Genomic DNA, 13,273 nt, shown 5'->3' with positions numbered 1-13,273 from the left:
GCCGGCCTGCGGCGCTGGCTGGAGAGCAAGCGCTGGGACAATGCATTGGACCTGAGCAATTTTGCCGGCACAGATTGGGCACTGCTGGTGGCGGTGCTGGGGCTTTCGTGCCTGGGCGTCCTGATGATTTACAGCGCCTCGCTCCCCGGCCGCTTTGTCCCGCTGAACGAGTCGCTGAACTATTACGCCGTCCGGCAGATCCTCTGGATGGTCATCGGCCTGGCGGCGATGGGCTTGTTCTGGACGGTGCGCTATTCGTTCTGGAAAGAGTGGAGCGTCGAGCTTCTGATCGGCTCCATCAGCGTGCTCCTCCTGGTGCTGTTGGTGGGCGATAAACGGTATAACGCCACCCGGACGCTCTTCAACGGTTCCTTGCAACCGAGCGAGTTCGTCAAGCTGGCAATGATACTGTACGCGGCCATCTGGCTGTCATCGAAAAAGGATAAACTGCAGAGTTTCAGCTTCGGGCTGATACCCTACGGTTTCATGTTTGGTGTGGTAGGTGGTTTGATTTTCGCCCAGCCGGATAAGAGTACGGCGCTTCTCCTGCTCATAGTGGCGGTCGCGATGTTCGTCATCGCCGGCGCACATCCGAAGGAAGTGGCGGTTATCCTGCTGGTGATCGTGCTGGTGGCGGGGATCACCATTTTCTCCGCCGGCTATGCCCGGGATCGCACGGAAAGCTTTATCAATCGGTGGAGCCAGCCATCATGGGTGGACCCCGATGACCAGGCGTACTGGTTCATCCAGAGCCTGCGGGCCGGCGGCATCTTCGGCAAGGGGTTGGCCGGCGGTGAGGTCAAAGCCAACGTGATCCTGCCCCATTCGGACGGTATCTTCGCCGTGATCGGCGAAGAGTTCGGCCTGGTGGGAGCACTGGTGGTGCTGGGCGTGTATATGTGGATCGCGTGCAAGGGGCTGGAGATTGCGCGTCGCGCGCCGGATATGATGAGCATGCTGATGGCGCTGGGCATTACGGTGTGGCTGACCCTGCAGGCGTTCATTAACATTGCGGTAGCGGTCGGCGCGGCGCCGGTGACTGGCATGCCGCTCCCGTTCCTGAGTTACGGCGGTTCTTCGCTGATCAGCGCGCTGGCCGGCGTGGGGGTTCTGCTGAATATATCGCGATATGCGACCGGTGAGGAAGGTGCCGGACATGCGAGCAGTGCTGTGTGGTGGCGGAACCGGCGGACACGTCTATCCCATCCTGGCCGTCGTTGAAGCACTGCGTCGGCAGGAAGGGGATGGGCTGAACCTGGTGTATACCGGCATGCCGGGCAGTGTGGAAGCCCGCCTTGCGGCGCGCGCCGATATCCCGTTCGAGACCGTGGAGAGCGGCCAGATGCGGGGGCGGGCGCCGTGGGATGTCGCCCGGAGCCTGGTGCGGCTGGCGCGCGGCATCGGGCAGGCGCGCCGGCTACTGAAGGGGTTCCGCCCGCATGTGGTCTTCACGACGGGAGGTTATGGCGCGGCGCCGGTGCTCATCGCCGCCCGCCTGGCGGCCGTGCCGGCGCTGATCTTCCTGCCGGATGCGGAGCCGGGCCTGACGGTCAAGTTCCTCAGCCGGCTGGTGCCGAAGGTGGCGGTGACCTTCCCGGAGGTGCAGGCCTTTTTCCCGCCGGGCAAGACCGTAGTGACCGGCTATCCTGTGCGGCCGGAACTGCTGAAGGTGGGGAAGGATGAAGCGCTCCGCCGGCTGGGGCTGAAGGGCAACCGCCCGATACTGCTGGCCTTTGGCGGGAGCAAGGGCGCACGCAGTATCAACCGGGCAGTGGTCCAAGGGGCGGCCAGCCTGCTGGAAATGGCGGATGTGGTGCATATCACGGGCAGTCTGGATTATCCCTGGGTGGCGGAGGCGCGGGCCAAAATGCCGGCGGAGCTCCAGGCGCATTATCTCGTGTTCGAGTATCTGGAAGAGGAGATGGGATGCGCGCTGGCGGCGGCGGACCTGGTGGTGTCGCGCGCCGGCGCTTCCACCCTGGGGGAATTCCCCGCCTTCGGCCTGCCCAGCGTGCTGGTGCCCTATCCGTATTCGGGCCAGCATCAGTACGCCAACGCGCGGTTTCTGATGGAGCGCGGCGCGGCGGTGATGATGGAGGATAAGGACCTGCCGCGGGAACTGGTGCCGGCCGCGCGCCGACTGCTGGCGGATGAGAGCCGGCGCCTGGAGATGGGGCGAAAGGCCGCGGCCCTGGCTCAGCCCGGGGCGGCGGAGCGCATTGCGGCGGAACTGCGCCGGCTGGCCGCCGGCGGGGAGGGCTAAATGGGGATCATCACCATTGATTATCAGACCATCTCCCTGATCGCCGTGCTGATGTTCGCATTGGTGGGCTTCATGCGCGGGTGGTTGAAGGAGGCCGTCACCACCGTACTGCTCGTACTGCTGGTGGCGGTGGTGTTCAAGCCGGAGCTGGTGACGCCTTTGCTGGTAGTCGCGAATCAGATCGTGAAGCTCCTGAAGGCGGTGTTGATCAATCTGCCGGGAGGGCCCAAGCCGGCCGCCGGCGCGCAGGCGGAGCTGAAAGATATCTTCACGCCGGAAAATCCGTATAACTTTCTGCTCTGGACCCTGCTCTTCCTCATCGGGCTGTCCTATTTGGGCAGTAAGGTGGCCTTCAAAGATGAGGGGCTTTCGCCGCTGAGCCGGATCCTGGGTGGGGTGCTGGGCGCCTTCAACGGCTTCATCGCTGTCTCGCTGTTCCGGGAGTTCTTGGTGCGTTATTTCCAGGGCCTGACGATGGAACAGCGGGCGGCGATGGCGGCCCTGCAGGCCGGCGCTCCTCCGCCGCAGGGCGTTTCCGTGGCTATCCAGAACGTGCCCCAACAGCCCTTTCTCCAGAGCGTCGCTCCCTGGGTGATTATCTTGATGGCCGCCATACTGGGGTTGGTGGTGTTGAGCAGAATCTTTAAGTGGCAGTTGAAGTGATGCGCATGGGAAAAGTGCACTTCGTCGGCATCGGGGGCACCGGCCTTTCGGCCATCGCCAAAGTCCTGCTGGAGCAGGGGGAGCAGGTGAGCGGCTCGGACCTGCAGGCCAGCGCGCTGACGGCCGGCCTGGAATCATTGGGCGCAAAGGTCACCATCGGGCACCGCGCCGAGAACGTACACGGGGCGGATGTGGTGGTCGTTTCATCGGCGGTACATGCTGACAACCCGGAGGTCCAGGAGGCCCGCCGGCTGGGCATCCCGGTGCGGAAACGGGCGGAGTTCCTGGGCGAACTGCTGGCCGGCCGGCGTGTCATCGCGGTGGCCGGCACGCACGGCAAGACCACCACTACCGCCATGATCGCCTGGATGCTGACGAACGCCGGCCTGGAACCCGGCTTTATCGTCGGCGGAGTGACGGCCAACCTGGGGACCAATGCACGGGCCGGCCGCAGTGCGTATTTCGTCATCGAGGCGGACGAATACGACCGCATGTTCTGGGGCCTGACCCCCTGGCTGGCGGTGGTGACCAATATTGAGCTGGACCATGTGGACTGCTATCCGACATTAGCGGATGTGCGCCAGGCGTACGCCGCGTTCCTGGCGCGGACGCAAGGGGACGGCGTCTGGCTGATCTGCGCGGAGAGCCGGACGGCCATGGAAGCGGCATTGGAGGCGGAAAAGCAGTGCGCCATGGGCCGGCCGCACATGCTCACGTACGGTTGGGGGGTGGCGGACTGGCGCGCCAAGCTGGCGGGCGGGAGCCCGGCCGGCGGCCAGCGCTTCTGGGCGCACTGGCAGGGACATTCCTTCGGGCCGATTGAACTGCGGGTGCCGGGGAATCATAACGTGCTGAACGCGCTGGCGGCATTTGCTGTCGGAATGCAGGTGGGTCTGGATGAGGGATGCATCCTGGCGGCGCTGGGCAGTTACGCCGGCGTGGGGCGCCGGTTCGAGCTGAAGGGGGAGGCCGGCGGGGTGACCGTCATTGACGATTACGCGCATCATCCCACCGAAATCCACGCCACGTTGAGCGCGGCGCGGGGGCGCTTCCCGGGCCGGCGCATCTGGGCGGTCTTCCAGCCGCACACATATTCGCGCACCAAAGCCCTGCTGGCGGAATTCGCCCAGAGCTTCGGCGATGCAGATAGGGTCATCGTGACCGATATTTATGCGGCGCGCGAGGTGAACGACGGCAGTGTGCATGCCTCGCAGTTGGTCGAGATGATGCGGAGCGACCGGGCGCAGTATATCGGCGCGCTGGCGGATGTGCGGCGCTATCTGGTAGAGCATGTAGCGCCCGGGGATGTGGTCATCACGTTGGGCGCCGGCGACGGATACCGCGTGGGCGAGGAACTGCTGGCCGCGCTGCGCGAGCGCGAGGTGGGGCATGGTCAGGGCTGAGCTGGCCGGCCTGCTGGAACTGGAGGCGAGACTGCAGACCCTAGGCCTGGCGGTGCGCCGCGATGAGCTAATGGCGCGGCACACCACCTGGCGTGTCGGGGGGCCGGCCGACCTGTTTGTGACCGTGCAGAGCATAGATGACCTGATCCATGCCGTCGAGCTGGCCTGGACGTATGAACTGCCCTGTTTTGTGCTGGGCGGCGGCTCCAATATCCTGGTCGGGGATGGGGGCATCCGTGGGTTGGTGGTGCACAATCGCGCCTGCGCGATAAGCATCGAGGTTGCCGGCCAGCGCTTCCCGCTGGAAAAGGCGCCGGCGGATATGCAGGAGGCGGTGCTGTACCTGGAGAGCGGCGCCGCCCTGCCGGCGGCGGCCCGCCGGCTTATCGAGTTGGGCTGGGACGGGCTGACCTGGGCGGCGGATATCCCGGGGACGATCGGCGGCGCCGTGGTGCAGAACGCCGGTGCCTTTGGAGAGTGCCTGGCCGACCGGGTTATTGAGGTGGAGTGGATGGACCCTGCCGGCCGGCTCGGCGCATGGTTGCGGGAGGAGTGCGGCTTTGGCTACCGCTCCAGCCGGCTGCGCGGCCGGCGGGATATCATTGTGCTGGGGCTTCGAATGCAGGTGGAACGCCGGGAGCCGGCGGAACTGCGGGCGCGGCATGCGGAGCTGGCGTCACTGCGGCGTTCCCGTCAGCCGGCCGGCCCAAGCGCTGGTTCGGTCTTCTGCAATCCCGCCGGCGGATATGCCGGCAAGCTGATTGAGGAGGCTGGGCTGAAGGGCCGGCGCATCGGGGGAGCGCATATTTCCGAGCGCCATGCCAATTTCATCGTGAATGATGCCGGCGCGACCGCCCAGGATATCCTGCGGCTGATCGAGCTGGTGCGCGAGAGCGTGCGGAGGACGCACGGCGTGGAGCTGGAGCTGGAAATCGAACTGGTGGGTGAGTTCGCATGAATGGAGTGACCGAACGGATGGCGGAGCGGCGAGCGAAACTGCGCGTGGGCGTGATCTTCGGGGGGCGCTCGGGGGAGCATGAGATCAGCCTGATTTCGGCGCGTTCCGTGATAGGCGCTATGAACCCGGGGCGATATGAGATTGTCCCCATTGGCATCACGCAGGATGGCCGCTGGGTGATGGGGGAGAGCGCGCTGGCCCTGCTGAACGGCGGACAGGCGGAGCGCGAGCGGCCGGCGGCTCTGCTGGCGGATCCCTCCCGCCAGGCCCTGCTGGAGCTGGCGCCGGCGGGAGAGAGGGAGTGCGTCCTGCAGAGCCTGCCGCTGGATGTGGTGTTCCCGGTGCTGCACGGCCCGTACGGCGAGGATGGGACGATCCAGGGACTGCTGGAGCTGGCGAACCTGCCGTACGTGGGCGCCGGCGTGCTGGCCTCGGCGGTGGCGATGGACAAGGCGGTGGCCAAGGCGGTGTTTCGGGCGCACGGTCTTCCTGTCGCGCCGTATATGGTGGTCAAGCGGCGGGCCTGGGAAGCGGATCCGGCCGGCGTGGCGGCGGAGATCGAACGTGTCATCGGCTACGATTGTTTCGTCAAGCCGGCCTGCCTGGGTTCCAGCGTGGGCATCACCAAGGCCCATCATCGGGCGGAGCTGGAAAAAGCCCTGCGGGTGGCGGCGGCCTATGACCGCAAGATTGTCGTGGAGAAGGCAGTGCCGGCCCGCGAGATCGAGGTCTCGGTGCTGGGGAATGATGCCCCTATCGCCTCGGTGCCCGGCGAAATCGTGCCCTGCCGGGAGTTCTACGATTATCGGGCGAAATACGTCGAGGGGCGCTCCGAACTGCTGATTCCGGCGCCGTTGTCGGATACGCTGGCGGAGCGCATCCGCGAGCTGGCTGTTCGGGCGTACACCGCCATTGACTGCGCCGGCATGGCGCGTGTCGATTTCCTGCTGGACCGGGAGACGAACGAGCCGTATGTGAATGAGGTGAACACCATCCCGGGATTCACCTCCATCTCGATGTATCCCAAACTGTGGGAGGCATCGGGCATTTCGTATACAGAGCTGATTGACCGGCTGATTGACCTGGCGCTGGAGCGCCATGCCGATAAGAACCGCTCGCTGACGCGCTATGCGCCCGAGCTGGAGGAGTGAGTTTAGGGGATGACCGCCGCGCGAGGGACCGGGCACAGGACAAGGACAGCGGCCGCGAACGCCGGCCGCCGGCCGCGTGCCGGCGCGCGCCGCTCCTCGCGCTCGCAGGCGCGCGGGGCCATGCGGAACTACAGCACCACCGCGGCCGGCACCGGGCGTCTGCGGGTACACCGGCTTACCAGGGCGCGTTGGCGGTTCCTCCTGCCGAAGGCCTGCGCCTGGGTCCTGCTGTTGGCGGCGGCCGGCCTGCTGGCATACATGTTCATCAGCGCGGACTTTTATGTCTGGGATGTGGAGGTGGAGGGGGCGCGCTGGGTGCGGGGACAGGACCTTCTGCAGGCGGCCGGCCTGGAGGGGCTGAGCATTTTCTACGCGGACCCGGTGGCCATCGCCCGCCGGCTGGAGTCCCTGCCGCAGATTGCGCGCGCCGAGGTGAGCTGTGACCTGCCGGCGCGGGTGCGGGTGCTGGTGACGGAGCGGACGCCGGCGGCCATCTGGCAGAATCACGAGGTGCAGTACTGGGTGGATCAGGAGGGGGTATTGTTTCCCCGGTTGGGGGAACTGGAGAACCCGCTGATCATCGTGGAGCAGGACGGGCCAGTGCGCGCCGCCGGCGACCGGGTGGAAGCGCGCGTGGTGGAGGCGGCTGGCCGGCTGGCCGAGCTGATACCTGGGGTGCGGATTGTGGGCTACAGCTCCACCGACGGGCTGTTCTTCGATATCCCGCAGGGGTACCGCGTGCTTACGCGCCCCGAGCGCGATATGGAAGTGGTCGCGGCCGCACTGCAGGCCCTGCTGGATAAGCTGTCCAGGGAAGGGATTTCGGCGCGGGTGCTGGATCTGCGGTACGAATCGCGCGCATACTGGCGGTAGCTGGCTGATATCGGTATAATTGTATAAAATAGAGACGAAATGGGAATATTTAACGCTGTTTTGCATCAGATCGCACGGGAGAAGGGCCGTTGGAACGCATGCTCTTTGCAATCGACGTGGGAACCACAAAGGTGTGCACGCTGGTGGCGGAGGCGCTGTCGGGTGAAGAGCTGCGCGTCGTGGGCATGGGCACCGTGCCGGCGCGGGGCATGCAGAAAGGCTCCGTGGTGAACGTCGAGGAAGCCTCGCAGGCCATCCAGGCCTCGCTGGCTGAGGCAGAGCGCATGAGCGGGGTCAAGATCGAGCAGGCGGTGGTGAGCCTTTCCGGGGTGCAGATCGCCAGTGTCAACAGCCGCGGTTCCACCATCGTTTCCCGCTCCGCGCGCGGCATCGGCAAGGATGATGTGGACCGGGCGATGGAAGCCGCGCTGGGGATCGCCCTTTCGGCCTCGCATGAGCTGGTGCATTCGGTGCCGCGCAGTTTCACGGTGGATGGGCAGGACGGCATCCGCAATCCCATCGGGATGTTCGGGCATCGGTTGGAGGTGGAGGCGCACCTGGTGACGGCGCCGGCCAGCGCCATGGCGAACCTGATGAAGTGTGTGCGGGCGGCCGGCGTGCAGGTGGAGGGGGTCATCTTCCAGGCGCTGGCGGCCGGCGAGGCCATCCTCACCCCCGAAGAGCGCGAGAGCGGTGTGGTGGTAGTGGATATTGGCGGCGGCACGACCGATGTGGCTATCTTCCTGGAGGGGAGCGTATGGCACAGCGCGGTGATCGGCATCGGCGGTCAGCTCATCACGCGTGACCTGGTGATTTGTTTGCAGATGCCGGCGCCGGCGGCCGAGGAGCTCAAACTGCGCTGTGGCTATGCCGACCCGTCTGACGTGATGGAAGGCGAGATGGTGGAGATTGAGGGCTTCGGCGACCAACCGCGGCGCAGTATTCCCCGCAAACTGCTGGCGGAGATTATCGGCGACCGGGTGGAGCAGATCTTCACCCGTGTGGGGGAGGAGATCACGCGTTCGGGCTATGCCGGCCTTTTGCCGGCGGGCGTAGTGCTGTGCGGCGGCACGGCGCAGTTGGGGGGAATTCGGGCGGTGGCCCGTCGAGTGTTACATATGCCGGTCAGGGTGGGGACCCCGCGCGGGGTGCGCGGCTTGATGGATGTAGTGACGAACCCGGCCTATGCGTGTGGAGTGGGGTTACTGCAGTGGGCGAACCGGTATGGAGCGCATGTGGATGGGAGGAGAAGGCCGGGAGATGAGGGCACGTGGAGGGGATGGTTGAGAGAGTGGGTGAGCAGGATTTTGCCCAGCTAGGCTGAGGCCAGTTTTCCCAACGGTGGATGGTGGGACGTCGTACAGCACAAAACATGATGCAAAATACGCAGCACAATGGGGGGCGACATGAAACCGAGAGATGATTTGACTCAGGCAGGCCGGCACCTGGAGCATTTTGCCCGCATCAAGGTGCTGGGCGTAGGTGGAGGCGGATGCAACGCTGTCAACCGCATGATTGAGGAGGGCATCCACGGCGTCGAGTTCGTCGCCATCAATACCGATGCCCAGGCGCTCCAACAGTCCCTGGCGCCGACCCAGGTGCGCATCGGTGAGAAGCTCACCAAAGGGTTGGGCTCCGGCGGGGACCCGGTTATCGGCGCCAAAGCGGCGGAGGAGTCCACGGAGGTACTGCGCGAGCTGGTGAATGGCACCGACATGGTGTTCATCACCGCCGGCTTGGGTGGCGGTACCGGCACCGGCGCCGCGCCCGTCATTGCTAGTCTGGCCAAGGAGGCCGGCGCGCTCACCATTGGCGTGGTAACCAAGCCCTTCGAGTTCGAGGGCAAGCGCCGCATGAAGATCGCGGAAGAGGGGCTGGAGAAGCTCAAGAGCAACGTGGATACCCTCATCGTCATCCCCAATGAGCGCCTGCTCCAGATTGTGGACCGCCGCGCGCCTATTGCGGTCGCCTTCAAGGTCGCCGATGACGTCCTGCGGCAGGGTATTCAGGGCATTTCGGAAATCATCACCCTGCCGGGCCTCATCAACGTGGACTTCGCTGATGTGCGCTCCGTTATGGCGGAGGGCGGCTCGGCGCTGATGGCGGTGGGCCGGGCCAGCGGCGAGAACCGCGCCGTGCAGGCCGCGGAGAAGGCCATCGGCAACACCCTGCTGGATGTGGCCATTGACGGCGCCCGCGGCATCCTCATCAATGTGCGCGGCGGCCCGGACCTGGGCATCCACGAGGTGCGGGAGGCGGCGGACATCATCCGGCGGACAGCGGATCCCGAGGCGAACATCATCTTCGGAGCCGCCATTGAGCCGGACATGGGCGATGAGATACAGATCACGGTCATCGCCACTGGTTTTGACGCGGCGCAGAAGCGGCAGAGCGCCGGCGCGCCGGCGGACAAGACCAAACAGCGCGCCCCGGTCATCAAGTTTCCTGAGGATATGTGGCGCGCTTCCGGCGACGGTGACGAACTGCCGCCCTTCCTACAGAAGCGGTTCCGGGGCGACTGACCCGGCGCCGTATTGAAAGGCGGTTGCTTCGCGACTGCTGGCAAACAGGCCGTCCGCCCCCGGCCTGTCTTGTAGCGTTCCCATGCTCGCCCCATGATGGGAGGGTATTCGCGCCCTTTTGCCAGCAGGCGCCCCTCTCCGGGTATATATCCGGGGAGGGGCGCTTTGTATTAAAAAATTGTCAGACGCCCCGTTTTTTAAGCTTTTCCCCCTTGAAATATCTGGCGACTTGTGGTATGATGGAGGTGCTGTGACGCTACAGGTAGCCCATCATGAAATGCAAGCTACTATATATAGTGGTATAAATGATTTGGGGTTGCCGCGAGGAAGGGCAGACTTCCAAAGACGGAGAAGCTGACAGATGCAGTGTCCGTACTGCGGCTATGAAGATTCACGTGTGGTGGATACCCGGGAGACGAGCGGAGGCATCCGCCGCCGGCGGGAGTGCAAGAAGTGCCAGCAGAGGTTCACCACCTATGAGCGGGTGATGGCGCATGCCCTGCAGGTGGTGAAGCGGGACGGCCGGCGGGAAGATTTCAGCCGGGAGAAGATACTGCTGGGCCTGCGCAAAGCGTGCACCAAACGGCCGGTCTCCAGCGAGGCCATTGAGAATATCGTCAATCAGGTCGAGGCGGAACTGCTGAACAGCGGCAAGACTGAAGTCACCAGCGAACAAATCGGACAGATGGTCATGGACCGTCTGCGCGAGCTGGATGAAGTGGCGTATATCCGATTTGCGTCCGTATATCTTCCGATTGCTGACGCGGCAAGTTTGCGCCGGGAAATCGACCGCCTCCTCGAATAACTTCGCCCATCCAATACCGCCCCTGGATTAGACTGCCGGGTGGACAGCCGCCGGCGGAAGCCGGTTCGTCTGCTGTTGGGATTCCTGTCTCTGCTGTACGACACTGCTGAAATGGGATGGAAATAGGGGGAAATATGAAAACGATCACCACCGTACAGCTTTCCGCCAACGCGTTGAAGGTGTTGAAGCACCGCTACCTCCGCAAGGATGCGCGCGGGGAACCGTGTGAGACGCCCGAGGAAATGTTCGCGCGGGTGGCGAATACTGTGGCCGCGGCAGACCGCCTGTATGATATGGGCGCGGATGTGGCCCGACGGGCGGAGGAATTCTTCGCCTTGATGGCGAGCATGGACTTCCTCCCCAACAGTCCCACATTGATGAACGCCGGCACGGAGCTGGGCCAGCTTTCCGCCTGCTTCGTCCTGCCGGTGGAAGACGACATGCACAGCATCTTTGATGCCATCAAAGCCACCGCGCTGATTCACAAATCCGGCGGTGGGACGGGCTTCTCGTTCTCGCGCCTGCGGCCGGCCGGCGATATCGTGGGCTCGACCGGCGGGGTGGCTAGCGGCCCCATTTCGTTCATGCGGGTGTTTGATACCGCCACCGACGTGATCAAGCAGGGCGGGCGCCGGCGGGGTGCCAACATGGGCATCCTGCGCGTCGACCATCCTGATATCATGAGCTTCATCCGCTGTAAGAGCACGGAGGGGGTGCTGGCCAACTTCAACATCTCCGTTGCGGTGACCGATGCGTTCATGCGGGCGCTGGAGGCCGGCGAGGACTATCCCCTGATCAACCCGCGCAACGGCGAAGTCGTCGCACACCTTAACGCCCGCGAGGTCTTCAACGCCATCGTCGAGGCGGCATGGACCAATGGCGAGCCGGGCGTCATCTTCATTGACCGCATGAACCAGTACAACCCCACGCCCCATCTCGGCGCCATCGAGAGCACCAACCCCTGCGGCGAACAGCCGCTCCTGCCCAATGAGAGCTGTAACCTGGGTTCCATCAACCTGGTGCGCATGGTGACACCCGACCGCCGCATTGACTGGGAACGCCTGCGAGAGGTGACCTATGCCGCGGTGCACTTCCTCGATAATGTGATCACGATCAACCGCTTCCCCCTGCCGCAGATAGAAGAGGCCACCAAGCTGACCCGCAAGATCGGGCTGGGAGTGATGGGCTTCGCGGATATGCTCATAAGACTGGGCATCCCATATGATTCTGAGGAAGCGACGACCGTCGGCGCCAAGGTGATGGAGGCCATCGCCTATTGGAGCCATGAGAAATCGATGGAATTGGCGGTGAACCGGGGGAGCTTCCCGGCCTTCAAGGAATCGGTGCTGTCGCAGGGGCGCCTGCCGTTCCGCGGGGCGGAGGGAGAGCCGGCCACCATGCCGCTGGTGCTGTCCGATGCGCCGGCCTTCGACTGGGAGGTCCTGCGGCGCGAGATCGCCCGGCGCGGCATCCGCAACGCCACGACGACCACTATCGCTCCGACCGGCTCCATCAGCATCATCGCCGGCGTTTCCAGCGGCATCGAGCCGCTCTTCGCCCTGGCATATACCCGCAAGAATGTCCTGGATGCCGACGAACTGCCGGAGATGAACGCGCTGTTTGAGGAGATCGCCCGGCAGGAAGGCTTCTACTCGCCGGCACTGGTGCGGCGGGTGGCGGAGACCGGCTCCGTGCAGGGCGACCCAGACGTGCCGCGTGAGTTCCAGCGCATCTTCGTGACGGCGCGGGACATCGCCGGCGAATGGCATATCCGCATGCAGGCGGCGTTCCAGCAGTGGGTGGACAATGCCGTCTCCAAGACGATCAACTTCCCCTTTGAGACGACGCCTCAGGAGATCGAGGAAGCGTATCTGCTGGCCTATCGGCTGGGGTGCAAGGGGCTGACCATTTATCGTGAGGGAAGCCGCGAGGTGCAGGTGCTCAATGTGGGCGCCAAAGTGGCGGAAAAGCCGCCGACGGAGAGGGAACGTCCCGAAAAGCGCATACCGCGGCCGCGGCCGGCGGTCACCCGCGGCATCACGGAGAAGATCCCGCTGGGGTGCGGGCGCAACCTGTACGTGACCATCAACGAGGATGAGGCCGGCCTGTGCGAGGTCTTCATCCAGATGGGCAAATCGGGCGGGTGCACCGCTTCGCAGTCGGAGGCCATCGGCCGGCTGATCTCCCTGGCCCTGCGCTCCGGCGTCGCCACCGAGGAAATCTACGACCAGCTCAAGGGCATCCGCTGTCCCTCGCCTTCCTGGCACAACGGTAGCTCCATCCTCTCCTGCGCGGATGCCATCGGCAAGGCACTGGAGCGCTATGTGGAAACCCACGGCGGCAACGGCACTTCTACCGTGCGCATCCATACCAAGCTGGACCTGTCGCCCGAATGCCCGGAGTGCGGGAACCTGCTGGAGATTGGCGAGGGGTGCGCGGTGTGCCGCAACTGCGGCTATTCCCAGTGCGCGTGATACCCGCATAGGAGTCACCGTGAGGCCTTCCGCCGGCGCCGGCGGAAGGCCCTTTCGCGTCCTTGGCATTCCTGCCGGCGGGTGCTATAATGCGGGGGAAATTATCCAGGAGAGTATACTGACCGTGCGCGGCGTGCGCCATTTCCTGATTAAGCTCGGAA

At 64.7% G+C, this 13,273-nt stretch carries 11 protein-coding genes; all 11 read left to right on the top strand.

Annotation, left to right across the window (positions count from 1 at the left end):
- The coding region (locus tag H5T60_04775; GenBank protein MBC7241739.1) for a cell division protein FtsW at positions 1-1,221 on the top strand (1,221 nt) is incomplete at its 5' end.
- A complete protein-coding gene (gene murG / locus H5T60_04770) occupies positions 1,157-2,263 on the top strand; it encodes an undecaprenyldiphospho-muramoylpentapeptide beta-N-acetylglucosaminyltransferase (GenBank protein ID MBC7241738.1) in 1,107 nt (368 codons plus the stop codon). The genes H5T60_04775 and murG, both read left to right, overlap by 65 nt.
- A complete protein-coding gene (locus H5T60_04765; GenBank protein ID MBC7241737.1) occupies positions 2,264-2,926 on the top strand; it encodes a hypothetical protein in 663 nt (220 codons plus the stop codon).
- Entirely contained in the window at positions 2,911-4,329 is a 1,419-nt protein-coding gene (locus H5T60_04760; GenBank protein ID MBC7241736.1) for a UDP-N-acetylmuramate--L-alanine ligase, read from the top strand. Before H5T60_04765 ends, H5T60_04760 begins: the two co-directional genes overlap by 16 nt.
- Positions 4,316-5,287: a UDP-N-acetylmuramate dehydrogenase gene (gene murB / locus H5T60_04755; GenBank protein ID MBC7241735.1), complete on the top strand. Its 972-nt coding sequence runs from the start codon at positions 4,316-4,318 to the stop codon at positions 5,285-5,287. Before H5T60_04760 ends, murB begins: the two co-directional genes overlap by 14 nt.
- Positions 5,288-5,304: 17 nt before the next feature.
- Positions 5,305-6,438 (top strand): D-alanine--D-alanine ligase, encoded by a 1,134-nt coding sequence (locus tag H5T60_04750; protein MBC7241734.1) that lies wholly within the window; start codon positions 5,305-5,307, stop codon positions 6,436-6,438.
- 9 nt (positions 6,439-6,447) lie between these two features.
- The gene (locus H5T60_04745) at positions 6,448-7,311 is read left to right on the top strand and encodes an FtsQ-type POTRA domain-containing protein (GenBank protein ID MBC7241733.1); all 864 of its coding nucleotides are present in this window, start codon (positions 6,448-6,450) and stop codon (positions 7,309-7,311) included.
- A gap of 116 nt (positions 7,312-7,427) precedes the next feature.
- Positions 7,428-8,630 carry a cell division protein FtsA gene (gene ftsA / locus H5T60_04740; GenBank protein ID MBC7241732.1) on the top strand — a complete coding sequence of 401 codons (1,203 nt, stop codon included), beginning with the start codon at positions 7,428-7,430 and terminating at the stop codon, positions 8,628-8,630.
- 87 nt (positions 8,631-8,717) lie between these two features.
- On the top strand, positions 8,718-9,833 hold the full coding sequence (gene ftsZ / locus H5T60_04735) for a cell division protein FtsZ (protein ID MBC7241731.1): 1,116 nt from the start codon (positions 8,718-8,720) through the stop codon (positions 9,831-9,833).
- A 361-nt stretch (positions 9,834-10,194) separates the two neighbouring features.
- Positions 10,195-10,638 (top strand): transcriptional repressor NrdR, encoded by a 444-nt coding sequence (gene nrdR, locus H5T60_04730; protein MBC7241730.1) that lies wholly within the window; start codon positions 10,195-10,197, stop codon positions 10,636-10,638.
- Between the two features lie 134 nt (positions 10,639-10,772).
- Positions 10,773-13,112, top strand: coding sequence for a vitamin B12-dependent ribonucleotide reductase (locus tag H5T60_04725; GenBank protein MBC7241729.1), 2,340 nt, complete (start codon positions 10,773-10,775; stop codon positions 13,110-13,112).
- The last annotated feature ends 161 nt before the right edge of the window (positions 13,113-13,273 follow it).

It is taken from the genome of Anaerolineae bacterium, assembly GCA_014360855.1.
In the GTDB taxonomy this organism is placed as follows: Bacteria; Chloroflexota; Anaerolineae; order JACIWP01; family JACIWP01; genus JACIWP01.
The sequence above is the reverse complement of the archived record's forward strand: the minus strand, read 5'-3'. Positions and strand labels throughout refer to the sequence as shown.